Source organism: Alteromonas sp. G4i13, from assembly GCF_054960505.1.
In genome coordinates this window covers 1-17,080 of the sequence record NZ_JBHNYX010000012.1, presented here as the reverse complement: position 1 = coordinate 17,080, position 17,080 = coordinate 1, and the positions used below count along the sequence as shown (strand labels likewise).

At 45.1% G+C, this 17,080-nt stretch carries 16 protein-coding genes; 6 read left to right on the top strand and 10 right to left on the bottom strand.

Annotated features, from left to right (window positions below; genetic code table 11):
- The first annotated feature begins 263 nt into the window (after positions 1-263).
- Both ACFI6J_RS07760 and ACFI6J_RS07755 read left to right on the top strand, forming a co-directional pair.
- On the top strand, positions 264-1,589 hold the full coding sequence (locus ACFI6J_RS07760) for an OapA family protein (protein WP_014950560.1): 1,326 nt from the start codon (positions 264-266) through the stop codon (positions 1,587-1,589).
- Between the two features lie 10 nt (positions 1,590-1,599).
- On the top strand, positions 1,600-2,802 hold the full coding sequence (locus tag ACFI6J_RS07755; protein ID WP_039226165.1) for an anhydro-N-acetylmuramic acid kinase: 1,203 nt from the start codon (positions 1,600-1,602) through the stop codon (positions 2,800-2,802).
- A 63-nt stretch (positions 2,803-2,865) separates the two neighbouring features.
- Here ACFI6J_RS07755 and ACFI6J_RS07750 read toward each other — a convergent pair whose 3' ends face one another.
- Together ACFI6J_RS07750 and fucP are read right to left on the bottom strand one after the other, a co-directional pair.
- Positions 2,866-4,119, bottom strand: coding sequence for an ArsB/NhaD family transporter (locus tag ACFI6J_RS07750; protein WP_039235284.1), 1,254 nt, complete (start codon positions 4,117-4,119; stop codon positions 2,866-2,868).
- A 247-nt stretch (positions 4,120-4,366) separates the two neighbouring features.
- A complete protein-coding gene (gene fucP / locus ACFI6J_RS07745) occupies positions 4,367-5,704 on the bottom strand; it encodes an L-fucose:H+ symporter permease (protein WP_014950563.1) in 1,338 nt (445 codons plus the stop codon).
- Between the two features lie 499 nt (positions 5,705-6,203).
- Between fucP and ACFI6J_RS07740 the strand changes: the two genes are divergently transcribed.
- Positions 6,204-7,523, top strand: a complete 1,320-nt coding sequence (locus tag ACFI6J_RS07740; protein WP_282763015.1) for a carbohydrate porin — start codon at positions 6,204-6,206, stop codon at positions 7,521-7,523.
- A gap of 211 nt (positions 7,524-7,734) precedes the next feature.
- Positions 7,735-8,856, top strand: a complete 1,122-nt coding sequence (locus ACFI6J_RS07735) for an alkene reductase (RefSeq protein ID WP_156086864.1) — start codon at positions 7,735-7,737, stop codon at positions 8,854-8,856.
- Between the two features lie 100 nt (positions 8,857-8,956).
- Here the strand turns inward: ACFI6J_RS07735 and ACFI6J_RS07730 are convergent, their stop codons facing one another.
- Positions 8,957-9,403, bottom strand: coding sequence for an SRPBCC family protein (locus tag ACFI6J_RS07730; RefSeq protein WP_014950566.1), 447 nt, complete (start codon positions 9,401-9,403; stop codon positions 8,957-8,959).
- A 201-nt stretch (positions 9,404-9,604) separates the two neighbouring features.
- Positions 9,605-11,416, bottom strand: a complete 1,812-nt coding sequence (locus ACFI6J_RS07725; RefSeq protein ID WP_252118991.1) for a trans-sulfuration enzyme family protein — start codon at positions 11,414-11,416, stop codon at positions 9,605-9,607.
- 155 nt (positions 11,417-11,571) lie between these two features.
- Here ACFI6J_RS07725 and ACFI6J_RS07720 point away from each other — a divergent pair, with 155 nt between their 5' ends.
- Positions 11,572-12,564, top strand: coding sequence for a D-2-hydroxyacid dehydrogenase (locus ACFI6J_RS07720; protein ID WP_462557674.1), 993 nt, complete (start codon positions 11,572-11,574; stop codon positions 12,562-12,564).
- Between the two features lie 72 nt (positions 12,565-12,636).
- Here the strand turns inward: ACFI6J_RS07720 and ACFI6J_RS07715 are convergent, their stop codons facing one another.
- Together ACFI6J_RS07715 and erpA are read right to left on the bottom strand one after the other, a co-directional pair.
- Positions 12,637-13,209, bottom strand: a complete 573-nt coding sequence (locus ACFI6J_RS07715; RefSeq protein ID WP_014980166.1) for a glutathione S-transferase family protein — start codon at positions 13,207-13,209, stop codon at positions 12,637-12,639.
- Positions 13,210-13,400: 191 nt separating this feature from the next.
- The gene (gene erpA, locus ACFI6J_RS07710) at positions 13,401-13,745 is read right to left on the bottom strand and encodes an iron-sulfur cluster insertion protein ErpA (RefSeq protein WP_014950570.1); all 345 of its coding nucleotides are present in this window, start codon (positions 13,743-13,745) and stop codon (positions 13,401-13,403) included.
- Between the two features lie 248 nt (positions 13,746-13,993).
- Between erpA and ACFI6J_RS07705 the strand changes: the two genes are divergently transcribed.
- Positions 13,994-14,827, top strand: coding sequence for a polyphosphate kinase 2 family protein (locus ACFI6J_RS07705; protein WP_014980167.1), 834 nt, complete (start codon positions 13,994-13,996; stop codon positions 14,825-14,827).
- A 48-nt stretch (positions 14,828-14,875) separates the two neighbouring features.
- On the opposite strand, the gene minE is transcribed toward ACFI6J_RS07705, so the two are convergent.
- The 4 genes from minE to ACFI6J_RS07685 all read right to left on the bottom strand — a co-directional run.
- The gene (gene minE, locus ACFI6J_RS07700) at positions 14,876-15,136 is read right to left on the bottom strand and encodes a cell division topological specificity factor MinE (protein WP_014950572.1); all 261 of its coding nucleotides are present in this window, start codon (positions 15,134-15,136) and stop codon (positions 14,876-14,878) included.
- Positions 15,136-15,945 carry a septum site-determining protein MinD gene (minD, locus tag ACFI6J_RS07695; protein ID WP_014977272.1) on the bottom strand — a complete coding sequence of 270 codons (810 nt, stop codon included), beginning with the start codon at positions 15,943-15,945 and terminating at the stop codon, positions 15,136-15,138. The genes minE and minD overlap by 1 nt, the downstream gene beginning before the upstream one ends.
- A gap of 30 nt (positions 15,946-15,975) precedes the next feature.
- A complete protein-coding gene (gene minC, locus ACFI6J_RS07690) occupies positions 15,976-16,758 on the bottom strand; it encodes a septum site-determining protein MinC (RefSeq protein ID WP_462585973.1) in 783 nt (260 codons plus the stop codon).
- 109 nt (positions 16,759-16,867) lie between these two features.
- A partial coding sequence (locus ACFI6J_RS07685; protein WP_462585971.1) for a hypothetical protein occupies positions 16,868-17,080 on the bottom strand: 213 nt, incomplete at its 5' end.

Here is a 17,080-nt window from a genome sequence, read left to right as displayed (position 1 = left end):
CGCGTACAACGGAACCATTAAAAGGTTTGCGCGTCAAAAAACGGATTACAAACAGTCATGTTGTTAAACCCAACAGCTTTTAACGTGGAAATAGAGTGCTGAATTAACGGGGACTGTATTCAGTAAACTCAAGAAATAGTCTTCATGATAAGAGCTATTGGGTGTAACAATTTGCGCTAACAATATAATGAGAAAAGTTGCATTTTTAAGCAACGTATGTGAAATAGTGTTGTGCACATAACATTTCTCAGGTGGGCAGTAGTATGAGAAAGAAATTAGACGCTTCTAAAGCGCTCAATTTATTTAAAAAATTACCGAAACAGCACAGAACTGGGTTAGCAGTAGCTAGCTTATTTCTGGGTGGGCTTATTCTTTTTCCAAGTGAACCAGTAGAAGCCAGTCGCCATCAAGAAGCACACATTCTGGATGCGGGTGTCCGCTATCCGGTGGAGCTTCATATTGCGCCGTCAACCAACGTATTTTCTGGTGAAGAAGAATCTTCATGGCAGACGTACAAGGTGCGCAGTGGCGATACATTAGCAAAGCTATTTAAGCGTGCTGGCTTCACTTCGCGTGACGTATATAACGTAACGCAGGCAGGAGAGCTAACAAAAACGCTGGTTACTTTATTGCCCGGCGATGAACTATCGTTTAAAGCGAATAAAGACGGCAGCTTCGGCGAGCTAAAGTACAAATTGTCTTCGACTGAAACCCTGTTTGTACGTCCAGAATCGTCGGATGAGAACAGCGCCTTAACCGCTGAGCTTGAAAAGCGAGATGTAGACATTCGCTACAACTTCGCCCAAGGTGAAATTCACTCAAGCTTTTGGAACGCCGCCAGTGATGCAGGCTTAACCAGCAACCAAATTATGAATTTGGCGGGTATTTTCGGCTGGGATATCGACTTCGCCATTGAGATCCGTTCTGGCGATACGTTCAACGTAGTATTCGAAGAGCAATACATTGACGGTGAATTTGTCGGTTACGGCGACATCGTTGCAGCGGAGTTTACCAACCAAGGCGAGCATTTTAGCGCTATTCTTCACGAAGATGGCACATACTACACGCCTGAAGGGCGCAGTATGCGTAAGAGCTTCTTACGTGCGCCGGTGAATTTTAGATATGTAAGCTCTAACTTCACAAAAGCTCGCTTCCACCCCGTGCAAAAGCGTTGGAAAGCGCACCGCGGTACAGATTACGTTGCTGCGGTTGGTACGCCAATTATGGCTGCGGGTGACGGTAAGGTAATTAAAGCCGGATACGATAAATATAACGGTCACCATGTATTCATTCAGCATGGCGAGAAATACACGACCAAATATCTTCACTTTAAAAAGCGTGCAGTTAAGGTAGGAGATACGGTTAAGCAAGGCCAAACCGTGGGCTATTTAGGTAGTTCAGGAATGGTTACTGGCGCCCATCTTCACTATGAGTTCTTAGTGGATGGTGTTCACCGAAACCCTCGTACGGTTGAGCTACCAAAGGCGCTTCCTATTGCTAAGGAAGAGAAAGAAAGGTTTATGGAAATTGCCGCAATACGCCAAGAGCAGCTAGATAATAACAAGCGCATTATGCTTGCAATGAAATAGCGACGACTAAATGGCAAAATATATTGGCCTGATGTCAGGTACTAGCATGGACGGCGTCGACGCCGTCCTGTGCGACATCTCGCAAACGTCTTGCACCACCCTCGCCGCCCATTCAATTCCTTATTCTGCCGAATTACTTACTGCACTCAATGCACTTTGTAGTGAAGGTCCTGATGAACTTAATAGTTTGGCCATCGCTGATAGACTGGTTGCTGAAACCTTTGCAAAGGTCACCTTAGCGCTGCTTGAGAAAAACAACCTACATCCTTCGGATATTACGGCTATTGGCTCGCACGGCCAAACCATACGTCATCATCCGAATTCCGATGTATTGTCAGCACACTTTGCAGAATCATCCATACGCGGCTTCACCTGTCAGATAGGCGATCCTAATACCATCGCTGTTCTTACCGGCATTGATGTTATTGCCGACTTTAGGCGCAAAGATATAGCCCTTGGAGGTCAGGGTGCTCCCTTAGTGCCCGCTTTTCACAATGCAGTATTTGCCAGTGATGATAAACACCGGGCACTCGTTAACATTGGCGGTATAGCAAACGTTTCACTGCTTGCGCCAAAACAAGATGCTTCGCCACCTAAAGGGTTTGATACCGGACCCGGTAACACCTTGATGGATCAGTGGATAAGCCTTCATTTAAATAAGAGCTTTGATGAAGATGGAGCATGGGCTGCGTCAGGGCATTGTCACTCAGGTCTGTTAGACAGGCTCTTACTGGATGATTACTTCGCTTTGCCTGCGCCTAAAAGTACTGGCAGAGAGTATTTCAATATTAATTGGTTAAGCAATGCGCTCGCCGATTACTTCCCTTCTAGTGCAGAGCTGCAAAGCGAAGAAAAGAACAATAATTTAGCCCCTAAAGACGTGCAAGCTACCCTACTTTCGCTAACAGGTAGCACTATCGCTCAGGAAATTGTGAAGCATTTTCCTAAAACAAATAGAGAAGGCGCAAAAAGCGAAGTTATAGTGTGTGGCGGTGGCGCTTTCAATAAAGCATTAATGCATAACTTGAGCAATGCTTTAAGCGATTATGTAGTAACAGACAGCCATGCTCTGGGCATCCATCCACAGCACGTTGAAGGCGCAGCATTTGCGTGGTTTGCACATGCGTATATGAATGATATTCCAGGCAATGTGCCTGCAGTCACAGGGGCTTCGAAAGCCACGGTACTCGGAGCGTTATATAAAAAAGCGTAAGGGCGACAGGCTATCGCCCTCAAACGCTTTATTGGTTCTGTTTATAAAAGCAACGTCACCACCTTAACTTGCCGTAACAAACAAATTCGCCATTACCAATACCAGCGCGTAACCCACGCTATACGCTGCAAGAAGAAGCAACACGAACTTGCCGTATTTGGCGAACGTCAGGCCCTTAACCTTACTCATGGTAACAATACCTGCTGATGAGCCAATAATAAGTAACGAGCCCCCAACGCCTACTGCATACGTGAACGCCATCCACTCAGCTGTCGACATGGCAATGTCCGCTTTTAACAACGCAGCAGTTAATGGCACATTATCTATCATGGAAGACAACACCCCCATCACAAAGTTGGCTCCTGTTGAAGGCATTACGCTATATACATGTAAAAGTGCGCCCAATGCGTCAATGTGATCGAGCATTCCGACAAGCAGCAACACCCCAAGGAAAAACAGAAGCGTGTCGAATTCTATTAGGCGAATATAGTCCAAGATAGGATCATCATATTTTTCTTCTCCCATAAAGGTTGCCACTAAAAACATAACCGCCATACCCGCTAAAAACGAAAGCATAGGTGGAATAGCAAAAAGCACATTGGCAATTAACGTCAGTACAATAGTGGACAGGAATATTCCCGCAATTACGTAATCAACCGGCCTAAGTTCATGGCGTGTTTTTTTTATTTTAACCTCCCCCTTCATACCTATACTCAACAGTAACGCTAGAAATAGTACTGCTGTGAGTGAAGGAATAATAAGTAAGAGCAGCTGAGTTATAGTGACCTTATCATCCAAGAAAATCATAAGAGTGGTGACATCCCCGGTTATTAGCGACACGCCCCCAGAGTTCACCGCAAATACCACTAGCACGGCAAATCGCATGGTTTGGTTAAAGGGCAAACCCAAGGATAAAACCATGGCAATAGACACCAAGGTCGCTGTGATGTTGTCAGCTAGCGAGGAGAAGCAAAAACTAAAAATAGCGGTAAAGAATATGAGTTTTTTGAGGGTTATTTTTTGCGGCATGATAATGTTTAACATGTTTTCAATCATGCCTTTGCGGTTAAGGTAAGCAACGAAAGTCATTGCCGCTACAAGGAATAACCAGAGGGTGGATATTTCGCTTATGTTTTCTATGAGGTGTTCATTGAGCTCTGCTAGGTGAGGGCCCCTATTCGCATCTATGAAAAGAAGGATCCATGCGAATGTTCCGAAAAATAATGTGGTTTTGGCTTTATTCACGTGTAGCACTTCTTCAAATACCACACCCAATAATGCCATTACCGCTATGCCAATGAGCACATAGTCCAGCATACGTTTTACTCCCAAATTGTCAGGGGTGAATTATACGATTGCTGTTCATGCTTTAGCAGGTGTTCTGCGCTATACAAGGGGAAAAATCAGTTATATTCAACATGCACTAAACTGATGAAAATACGGTGAAAAAATGCTGTTAACTAATTGAGTGCATTCCTCAAAAAAGTGGAATACATAACGTATTCAATATACAAAAAAGGCCAGTGATAGAATCACTGGCCCCGTACACGTTTCTGAAGAAATACTACTTAGCTATTCCCATTTCCATCTTTTTAAGGGCATCTGCGTCTATATCGGACTGAGGCTTAGCGCTACTCTTTTTAGCGCGCATATCGAAGTAGCCGTAGCCACCTACAAGCAAGAAGCAAATAGCTGGAACAATATATGATACAACAACACCTGCGCTATCAATAATGGCGGCTTGGAAGAGCGGCATAATGGCACCGCCGAGAATCGCCATCACAAGACCTGCTGCGCCTAGCTTGGTGTCTTCCCCCAGACCTTCAAGCGCAATGCCGTAAATCGTTGGAAACATGAGTGACAAACAGGCAGAGATAGATACCAATGCGATTACGCCTGCTAAATTAGGAGACTGTGTCATGAAGATACATAGCGCCATGGCAATCAGTGACATGATCATTAGCAGTCTAGCTGGATAGAGGTACTGCATAACCCACGTCATCACGAAGCGAGAAATTAGAAATACAATCATGCTGTATTGTAAAATTTCACCACCACTCACTTCGTTGCCACCTGTCGCTTTCATTGCATATTGGATAGTGAAGGTCCACACGCACGTTTGTGCTCCGACATTAAAAAACTGAGCCAATACGCCAAACCGATAATGCTTGTTGGCTACTAACCGCTTAAGCGAAGCGCCCAACTTAACGTCTTCCACACTAGACTCAACCGATTCTTGAATTGGCGCTTTGATCAGGAAGATTGCAACCCAAACCAAAACGAGTACACATGCCATACCTACATAAGGAAGCATTACCGCATCAAGCTCAGCCCCTATCACGTTTTTAAGCTCGCTTACCGACATGGCGGCACGCTCTTGTGCAGATGCCTGATTCAGGTTTGGTAATATAAGCGTTGCAGCCAAAAACACACCTAAATTAGTACCAACAGGATTAAATGCTTGAGCTAGATTTAAACGGCGTGTCGCACTTTTTTGATTTCCCATCGCCATGACGTAAGGGTTCGCCGACGTTTCCAGAATGGATAATCCACCAGCCAATACAAAAAGTGCAGCAAGGAAAAAACCGTAAGTCATGGTTTGACTGGCTGGATAAAACAGAAATGCCCCCGCGGCCGCGCAGCCCAGTCCGGTCAATACACCTGTTTTATAAGAAAAGCGCTTGTTGATAAAAGCAGCAGGAATGGCTAAGCAAAAATACGCGCCATAATAGGCAAATTGAACCAATGCCGATTGCAAAGACGACATGGTAAATATTTTACTAAATACCTTTACCAAAGGGTCTGTCATGTTCGCAGCCACACCCCATGCAGCAAAGCAAATCGTTAACAATACAAAGGGAATCAGTGTGTCTTTGGAAACCAAAGGGGCGTTGTTTTTCATAAGAACGGCCTTTCGCTTGTAAAAAATTAGTTAACCAATTTAAGCATTGCTCTTTACCTCTGTCAATAAATCAATTTGATTTACTTATTTCAAATTGCGTTAAAAATTAGACTTTATATGTAGACGACCGTTAACAGACAATCCGTGACTGTTATTAAACGGATAAAACCGCCTTTGAAAATTTCTTAACAGACAATGACATAACCAAGATAGCAAGCCTCACTGAGCGCTTTCTACTCACCTTGAAATATTGCCATCGCATCTCCTCACTATTAACGAAAAACACACAAATGTAGCAAAAGAAATAAATAAACAAGGTTGATTTAATAACAAAGGTTAGTTAGATTTCGTTCAAAACAAGCATATGTTAACGCGTTGTAACGTTAGCTAACTCTGATTTATCTTGCGTCAACAAGGAGTTAGCAACAAATGCGTAGATGTCATCAGTCACACGCTTATAACAAGCTGCGGTTGATAAACATTTTTAATTGAGAGAATAATGATGAAAACACCTACAGTTACCCGTCGCTTTTCTGGATGTAAGACAGGCTTGCAAACAGCGCTCCTCGCAAGCACCGCCATTGTTGCCGCCACTGCGTCAGCATCACAAAGTAAGTTTCAAGACGCGTTTGACTTTCAAGCAAGTTATACGGGTGAGTCAGCCACCAATATTGACGGTGGTGAACGCAGAGGCAGTGCCTATGCTGGTCAGCTCTTTGTAGGTGGGGAATTAGATTTAAATACGCTAGCGGGCTGGAAAGACACCAAAATTCATATTGCCATGACAAACCGACACGGCAAAAACTTAGCCGAGCACTACATTGGTAACAGTACGTCCGTACAAGAAATCTTTGGCGGCCAAAATACCCGTCTTGCACGGTTTACGATTTCTTCCTCGTTTTTAGATGGCGATTTAGAACTGGAAGGTGGCCGCACAGTAGCGAATATCAGCTTTTTAGGCTCTGAACTTTGTCAGTACTTTCAAACCAATGCTGCTTGTGGGAACCCAACCTTTGTATTTAGAACCAGTAACTTTACTTGGTGGCCGGTTTCAAGTTGGGGTGGCCATGCGAAATACTGGCTTTCGCCAAAAACATACTTTCATACCGGCGTCTATGAAGATAACACCAGTCATCAAGACTTAGGCGATCACGGCTTCGATTGGGCGACTAATGAGGCTACAGGTGTTGTTGTGCCCTTCACTCTGGGCTATCAAACTACGTGGGACAATGACGAACTTCCAAGACGCTACGAAATTGGCGGTTGGTACGATGGCGCAGACTACACCGACCCAGTCTTTGATGAGGAGGGCAACTATGCGGCGCAGTCAGGCAATGATTACGCTGTTAGAAACGGTCGCTCGGGTATATTCGCACGTTTTGAACAAACTGTTACTCGTCCTAACCCACTAACGAAAGAAGGGTTAACACTATTCGGTGCAGTGCTAACCGGTACATCGGGCGAGCTGATTGAAGACTACTATATAAAAGCGGGCTTCGTATTACGAGGCACACTGGCCTCACGCCCTGACGATACCATTGGCTTCGTATTTACCCGCCAACAGTACAGTGACGAAGCGTTGGAAGACCAGCGTATATTAAGAAGCATAAACGGCGGGGTTGGTACACCAGCAAGCAGCCAAACTATGTTAGAGCTAAGTTATGGTTATCAACTCAACGACCACGTAAGAATTCAGCCGAACGTTCATTACATTATCAACCCCGACCAATTCGCACAGCGCGACAGAGTCATAGCACTTGATGATGCGATTGTTCTGGGCCTAAGGTTCGACGTAAACCTAGCGGCTTTGATACTTTAAATCTCCCTGCAATACACTTTACAGCGCCTTCGGGCGCTTTTTTTCAAACCGATGCCATTCCCTGCCGTTGTGTTTAATTAGTTTCAAGGACAACTTTCCACAAATCCAACTTCTCGCTATCTCTGTATTCACTACTATCTTATAGCGTTTTGAGCACCAATACGCTTAGCGCTTCAACATCAATCTATTCTACGTTGAATAAGGAATAAGAATGACAGACTCAGTACTTTTTAGCTCGTTTGATTGGGCAGAGAATACATTGCAAAACCGCATGGTATTAGCCCCTATGACGAGAGGTAGAGCTGGCGCCGACCGCATACCCAATAAAATTATGGGCGATCACTATGTACAACGCGCAGATGCAGGGCTCATTATTACTGAAGCAACGGCCATTTCAGAAGAAGGCATAGGCTGGGTTGATACCCCTGGAATTTATACCGACAAAATGGTCGAGGGCTGGCGCTCGGTGGTCAATAGAGTGCACGAGGCAGGGGGAAAAATCGTTTTGCAGCTCTGGCATACTGGACGCGCATCACACAGCGATTTCCACAATGGAAATTTGCCCCTGTCTGCATCAGCAATAAAAATTGAAGGGGACGAAATTCACACGCCTAAAGGCAAGAAGCCCTACGAAGTGCCGAAGGCGATGACCTTTGACGATATAAAACGCACAGTGCAAGACTACAAAAAAGCGGCCGTTAACGCCAAGGCAGCCGGATTCGACGGTGTGGAAGTTCATGCTGCAAATGGCTATCTCATCAATCAATTTTTGGATAGCCGCAGCAATCAGCGCGCCGATAATTATGGTGGTAGTGTCGATAACCGCTACCGCTTTTTGGCCGAGGTGATGGACGCAGTGTTGAGCGTGTGGGATAAAGAGCACGTTGGCGTGAGATTATCGCCAAACGGTGTATTTAACGATATGGGGGCCGATGATTTTCGTGAAACCTTTACCTTTGTTGCCCAACAGCTAAACAAATTGGAGATAGGTTATTTACACGTAATGGATGGCTTGGCCTTTGGCTTCCATGAACGAGGCGAAGCCATGACCCTTGCTGAATTTAGAGCACTATTCGACGGTATGATCATTGGAAACTGTGGCTACACCAAAGAAGAAGCCGAGAAACGTTTATCTGATGGCGATGGTGACATGATTGCGTTTGGAAGACCTTGGATCACGAATCCAGATCTTCCGACACGATTTAAGCATAATTACCCTCTCGAGTCCTTTGACGATCCATCGTCGTGGTACGGAGGTGGTGTTGAAGGCTACAACGATTTTGAAACCTACCGCGAGAAGAGTGGGAAGGACGCGATGACTTCGCTGACCTGATTGTCTTTGGGCAGAGCCTAGCGCTCTGCCCTTTTCAAAAGCGTTATTTGAAATAACACGATGCGTAATGCTAACGCGTTCTCACTATTTAAATATGGCCTTAGTTAAACGACTTTTTCTTAGCGGCTAATACGGCAAGTTTTTCTAGGCACGACATCCACGCGTAGTTGTGCTGATCGCACTCTTGCTTATTGAGAAAGCCTTGCTGAATGAGCACCAACCTTACATTCCCCTCTTCAGTCTTTTCGAAGTGAATGTCCACTGATGTCATCACCGACTCTTCCATATCATCTTCCCACGCCCAAGAGAACGACAGCTGCTCGTTCGCTAAAATAGTCACGTACTCACCAGTCAATGACATTTCAATACCGCTGGGATCCATCATCTTTATGCGATAGCGACCGCCTTCCTTGAAATCACTCATGATTTGTGTGACCGAACAATCGCCCGGCGCAAACCACTCACTAAGATATTCAGGCTCGTGAAATGCTGCAAAAACAAAGGGCAATGATGCATCTAGCGTTACATCAATTTTAAACTCGTGCATAAGGCTGCCTTAGATATTCTTTGACGTTAAAGATCTGTGTCTATCTTACCTTATAACAAAAGTTAGGCGCTCTAGCGTCATTTACCTTTGCTATAAATAAAAAAATCCCGAGCCCGCGTAAGGAAAGGCCCGGGAGAAGGAGAACATCCTCAATATTTTTTATCGACAGCTCAAAGCAACTTCTTGAGCTAAAAAATGAACCTACGCACCTTTCATCAGTGAATCCATACTGGCCTTGCTGCCAAAGTGCTGTGAACTTACTCTTTCACTTACCGACAAATACAGATTGTCGATGTCAGCATTTGCCATAAACTTTTCACAAAATCCTGGAACATGAGGCTCGATAAAATGTTTGGCGGCTAGCATAAAGTGGGCAATGAGCTGTTTAACGTTGTCGGTACCCATGGCGATACGCATAGTCGTCAGTTCTATCCCTGCTTTCTTCTGCTCGTCTGAACTGAGCTCAGAGTGAGAGGTCAGCGCTGGGCATAAAATTATCGTATTATTCTGGCCAATACTCACTTGGTGGCTGAATGCAGGCTCTAGGGCATCGAAGAACCGCACAAATACATCGCGAGGCAGGTTTGCCGGCGCCATATCAACCGTGAATAAAGTACACGGCCAGCCGTGTGTATGCTGCTTTTCACGCAAACCGGCATTACTGTGTTCAGGCAGTGCGTGACAGTTAACGCGAATTTGATCGTGGGCATTCAAAAATGCAGTAAACACTTGCGTATTGATGACCTTGGTCATCATGCGCTGCTCTAAGGTCTTCATGCCGTTTAATACGTCAAAGGCCTTTTCAGAGTCTAAGAACGCACCTTTGATGTAGTACACATCCCAAAACATGGTCTGTGACCAATCAACACCATTTGCTGAACTGCCTTTTGGCTGGAACATGCGGTGCCCTTCGCCAATAACTACGCCTGCTGTGGTAGCACCGCTACCACACAAATCTTTAGTGTAGCTGTGGATCACATAGTCAGGTCGTGCAGCTTTGTTTTTATGCTGAAGTGGCTGATGCAGTACAGGTGTAGCAAGGGTGGAGTCCAACATTACCAACGCATCTTGTGCATGCGCTAATTCACAGATCCCAGGCACATCCAATACGTAACCGTGTGGGTTACAAGGCGACTCTAAATACACGTGCATTTTCGCACCATTGCTTAAGCGCGCCGCATGTTCAGTTTTAGTTTGCTGCATGAACTCTGCAAAGCTCTGTGCGTCATAACCGTCAAACCACGCAATCTGTATGTCCATTCGGTTGCTGCGGGCGAAATAATCATGAAGTAGCTGGTACACTCCGCCGTACACGTTCCTCGAAACAATCAGTACATCGCCATGACTAAGAACATTTGATAAACACGCATCAATGGCTGCCATGCCCGAGTTGAAGTTCCAGGCTAGATATTCGGCAGCGTAAGGACCCGCTTCCATATCCACAATGGCGTTAGCAAGGGAAATATTCGTTGGGTTTAACAGACGTGAATAAATTTGGTGAGTAAATTCTTTGCCTTGAAACGCGTCGTCGACCCATTCAGTACAGGCATACACATAAGTCGCTGTTCTTACCACCACGGGTGTTGCAGAAAAAAGTGCCGTGACATTGTCGAACAGTGGATAGTGCCCTTGCGAGCCATTGCCACTCGACAAACTTTGGTACGTGGCACGAAATGGGTTTTGCAACGTATCCAGTATCTTCGCAATTTGAAAAGACAGAAACTTTTTAGCGTTGAAATAAGCCAGTCTGTCTTCTTTATCAAGTCCTTGTAGCGTATTACTCGTAATATCCCATAGCTGCATAACGCTGGCTTGAGCACCATATAAGTGATGAGCGGTGTTGGCGAGTGCCCTACCGTAGTCGCTCTCAGCATTTATACCGAAATGAGATAATTGTTCCTCAACTAAAGCCTGCGTTGTTTCGGCTTGGGTCGTGTTACGCTTAGGTGAAAGCACCTTAGCGTGCGTTACATCAACATCTGTTGAGTTTTGGAATTTGTTTTCTGACTGCATAGCGATTCCGTTGCAAATTGACTTCAGGTGCATGTACATGACACCAACACCGTTTACAAAAATGTAAAACTTAAATCACATTTTTAGAACAATTGGCATTACGATTATGCAGTCAGACAGAGGAAAGAAAAGTTTACTTTAGGAGTGTTAAGCAAATGACAGCAAGGAGTTCAAAGAGGATTGAACTGACTATTTTGAGCGATGAGTCGAATGATATTGCCGAAGCGATTCGCCAAAGAATAGCAGATAATAACGACTTCATAGGCGCTGATGGTCTCCCGCTTTTAACGCTTAAAAAAATTGCTCAATGCCCAGGAGATGTAAATCCAGAAACCGTTACGGTACTGCTTGCAGACCCCGACCTTGCGTCTCGAATCATTGATACATGTTCAGCACTCACCTGGTGTCAGTCTACCTGGGCAGGCAATGCTCCCCTTCTAAATGCCGATAAGAAGAACTACATACTTACCGGACTAAAGGGAATTTTTGGTAAGCTAATGCGGGAATATGTTTTTGCTTACTTGCTTGGGCATGCCAGAAACGTAAAGGCTTTTGAGCAAAACCAGCGTGCCGCCCAGCCAATTTGGGAAGCATCAAAGCGTATGCCGCTAAATGGACAAACACTTGGCATTGCTGGACTGGGCAGTATTGGGCAAGCATTGATTCCCGTTGCTCACGCATTGGGTATGAGCGTTGTGGGTTTAACCCGAAGCAGGCAAGCAGTGAAAGGTGCCGATGCTGTTTATACACCCGACACTATCGAAGCGTTTGCCAGAGCATGTGACCACGTGGTGAATTTAATGCCCGACACGCCATCTACGCAAAACATGCTTTCTCACGAATTTTTTAGTGCGCTGAAACCCCACAGTGTATTTATTAACGCAGGGCGAGGCAGTGCGGTTGACGACGATGCGCTCTTGCAAGCTTTAGACAACGGCGCATTGGCCCATGCAGTATTGGACGTCTTTCGTAACGAGCCTCTCGACCCCGCTCATTCGTTTTGGCAGCACCCTCGTATTTCAGTAACCGCTCACACTGCAGCGGAATCACAGCCAAGCGACGTAGCCGACGTGTTTTTAGAGAATGCGCTGCGTTACATCAACGGTGAATCGCTTAATTATCAGTTTGATTTTGCAAAGGGCTATTAGTGTTTAAATAGCCCTTCTCGTCATCCATTCAAGGCTAAAATACAGCCTGTCTGTAGCTGGTTACGCTGACGCTTAAATTCTAGGGTCAGTTGCCGTTATCTCAATGCGATCATGGTGCTTTTCATGAAATGATAACAGCTGAGGATAATCCTTCATGCTGTGTAGCTCACGGAAAAGTACCCAGTCAATCATGCTGTACAAACAGATTTCGGGATAAGTCCAACCACTAAATCCACCCGCATCAAGCTGGTTTGACAGCGCATCTAACACAGCTTCAATTCGCTCGTTTTGAAGACGGTAATACATTTTGTCTTCGCTAATATCAAAGTCTGAACGTTTCAGCAGCATAAGCTGAACAAAGGAGTCGTTAGCTGCATCAATCAGGGTTAGTTGATTCTCTTCTTCCCAACTTAACCCTTCGTGATCAAGCTTATCGGCAAGGTAGTTATAAATAATGCGAGAGTCGAAAATCATTTGGCCGTCATCTTCAAGACAAGGCACTTTAAGCGTAGGGTTGCGAGAGGCGAGCAACTCGCGATCTTCACCTGAAAAAATTTGAAGATTAAGAAATTTATGTTCTGTAGACGCAAGTACGATGCGAATGCGGCGCACGTAGGGAGAAGTGGTGGAGCCATATAATTTCATAAACGCTGTCCTAAACCGTAGTCGTTCTATGAAATCAGTGTAGCCGGAATTTGAAAATAAAAGGAAGTGTTGAGAACAAGACAACCGACAGGCATACAAAATGATGCGATGTATGCCTATCGTATTAACATCAAGCGCTCAAAGCTGAACGTTCAACGCTTAAAAAGCGTAGTAGTGTATAGCTTAAGCCCTTAAACGCTAAAGCTTGCACCACAGCCACAGGTCGTCGTGGCATTTGGGTTTTGAACTAAAAACCGTGAACCTTCCAGACCATCTACATAATCGACAATGCCACCGACCAAGTATTGTAAGCTCATCGGGTCGACAACCATAGTTACGCTGTCTTTTTCAATGGTCATATCGCCTTCGTTCACCTTCTCATCAAACGTGAAACCATATTGGAAGCCAGAACAACCACCACCTGTTACGTATACACGTAATTTCAAATCAGGATTTTCTTCTTCTGAAACAAGGGCTTTCACTTTCGCTGCTGCAGCGTCTGAAAACTCAATTGGCAACGCCGTTTCTACAGACATACCCACCTCTACATTAACCTCGTGCTTTCGCACTTTGTGCTTGGTCGCAATTATCTAATACTTGCGGATAGTTAGCAATTATTGGGGCAAAACTTAACGATTCAAGTTACTGCACATTAACGGCATTTCTGTTAAGTGGCACGTTGAGATAGAAAAGTTAAGTAAACTAGTTAACACTAACAGATAGAAAATAGCAGTGTGGTCAACGTATCTAAAATATTGGCGATACACGAATAAAGGGGCGGCATATGAGTACAACCGACAACTCCCAATTACCTTCTTCTCCCCCAGTGCTGTTTGACGATTTCGGACAGTCTTGCTTTACGAGCAAAGAAGAATACAAAGACGCGTTAGTAAAACAGCAAGAAAAACTCTTTCACGTTCAGCAATCTTACTTTCATCAGAAAAAACGAGCACTCATTGTGTTTGAAGGATGGGATGCGTCAGGGAAAGGCGGCGCTATAAGGCGTATTACTGAGAAATTAGACCCTCGTGGCGTGAGCGTATTTCCTGTGGCAAAGCCCGCAAAAGAAGAGCAGGACAAACACTTTCTCTATCGCTTTTGGCAACACATCCCCTCCCCTGGCACACTTAAAATATTTGACCGCTCACACTACGGAAGAGTGCTTGTAGAAAGAGTAGATAAGTTGGTTGATGAAGAGGTATGGCAGCGCGGTTATGAAGAAATAAACGCATTTGAGAAAACGCTCAGTGACAGCGGGGTTCGTATTATCAAACTCTTTATGCATATTTCGTCAAGCGAGCAGCGGGAGCGGTTTGAAGAGCGGCTGCACAATCCTTTCAAGCGCTGGAAGTTAACCGAAGAAGACTTGCATAACCGCAAGATGCGAAACGCCTACGTAGAAGCTACAAATGACATGTTCAAGCACACCCACACGCGTTATGCGCCATGGCATGTAATTAACGGGGAGTTTAAGTGGCAAGCAAGGGTTAACGTACTTGACGCCGTTATCGCCAAACTCAGTGAAGGCGTAGATATCTCTGTGCCTCCACTTGATGAGCGTTTAATCGCGCTTGCCTCCAAACAACTAGATGTCGATGAGGATCTAATGAGCGACTAAGGTGAAAGAACGCTGGCAGGCAGCCATAACTAATAAAGCGATTAAGCCTTAGTTATTGCTGTCTGGCAGAGTCACGTTCAATTCAAGTACGCTGCAATCATCGTTATTGTCTAGCTGTACTGATACTTGATCGTCAGCAATCGTCACGTATTTGCGAATTACCTGAATAATTTCCTGCTGCATCATTGGCAAGTAATCAGGCTCTGTTCGCTTTTTACGTTCGTGCGCAACAATGATTTGTAACCGCTCTTTGGCGACCGCTGCGGTGCTTGGCTTTTGCTTCTTTTTGAGCAGGTCGAAAATTCCCATTACTTCCCTCCTAGCAGACGCTTAAAGAACCCTTTCTTTTCTGCTTCTAGGAAACGATGTGGAACAGTTTCGCCTAGCAGACGTTTTACAGCGTCAGCATAAGCTTGTCCTGCATTAGCTTCTTCGTCAAGAATAACCGGCTGACCTTGGTTAGATGCTTTCAGCACCGATTCAGACTCTGGAATAACACCCAATAGTGGAATCGCCAATATTTCTTCAACGTCTGCAACACTTAGCATTTCAGCACTTTCAACACGACTTGGGTTGTAACGGGTTAATAAAAGGTGTTCTTTAACCGGTTCGCCTTTTTCTGCGCGCATCGATTTACTTTGAAGAATACCCAAAATACGATCTGAATCACGTACAGACGACACTTCAGGGTTAGTAACCACAATGGCTTCATCAGCGAAATACAACGCCATCTGTGCGCCTTGCTCAATCCCCGCTGGCGAATCACAGATAATAAACTCAAAGTCTTTCTTAAGCTCGTCTAATACGGCCTGCACACCATCAACGGTAAGCGCGTCTTTATCGCGTGTTTGTGATGCCGGAAGAATGAAAAGGTTCTCCGTTCTTTTGTCTTTAATTAGTGCCTGTTTAAGTGAGGCCTCTTTATTGATGACGTTTACGAAATCGTAAACAACGCGGCGTTCACACCCCATGATAAGGTCTAGGTTTCGCAAGCCCACATCGAAGTCTATCACGACCGTTTTATGGCCTGCTAACGCAAGTCCCGTACTTATTGCTGCACTCGATGTAGTTTTGCCTACACCACCTTTTCCTGAGGTTACTACGATAATCTTTGCCATCTATTCTTTCCTATTGGTGCGTACAAAGCATTAAGCCAACGGCTCTATACGTAATGTTTCTTCTTCTAAATATACTTGTGCAGGTTTCTTCCAACATTCACCTTTCACGGTTTCGTGCATAATGAATTGCCCTGCAATTGAAATAAGTTCCGCGTCTAACGACTGGCAAAATACACGGGCTCCCGTATTGCCTTTTACGCCTGCCAACGCGCGGCCGCGCAGGGTGCCGTAAACATGAATATTACCATCGGCAAGCAGCTCAGCCCCCTCGCTTACAGAAGCCGTTACCACCAAGTCTCCGCCTTCGGCATAGACTTGCTGACCAGAACGTACCGGACGGTTAATTACTTTGGCAGGTTTGAGCGTGGTTGCGGCTGCAGGAGCCGGTTCACTTTTTGGCGGCGCAGAAACGGGTTGATCTTGTTGTGCGGTTTGAGACGGGTTTTCGCCGCTTCCGTTATTGTTTTCACTACCATTCGCTTTGTGCGAACGAAGGGCGCTGTCTGTAAATTTGCTTTGGCTTACATCGGCTAACCCCAAATCATTGATGGTAGGCTTCAGCTCTGCCACCTCACCTTTCACGGCCATGGGCTGTAATTGCAATCGACGACATAGCGCCACCAGCAGCTCGAACTCTGTAGCAGATAAAGGCTTTATCAAATGTAAAATCAGTGAGGAACGGGTAAAGAACTGCGGCGCGCTCGCGACCTTCTGAGATAACTGAGCTTCAAAATTATCTGGCTCAAAATCTATTACTTCTAACACAATACTGGTGAGCGTAGTGCCCTTCATGCGAAAGCAAGTTTCTGTCATTTTTTCTTCCCGAAAAGGCGTCACTTTCCTCATAGCAATTAGCCATGACAATAAGCAAAACCTATTAGCGCTAGTGTCTGTTGCTGTCTTACGCAGCTATACAATTTATTTATTGTGTCACTGTATCAAAAATCCCGTTCGCATACAGCAACTGTATACCGGTTAAAACACGTTTTACCCTGATAATAACCCTAGAACAAGCCAAGAACGTGCCAATCATTGAGCAGTTTTTAATCAAGCGTGGATCATGCGAGTTTTTAGTGCGTCCTGTTTGTATAAAAACGTCTCTTTCACCACAAAAAAATGCGATCGTAGATCGCAC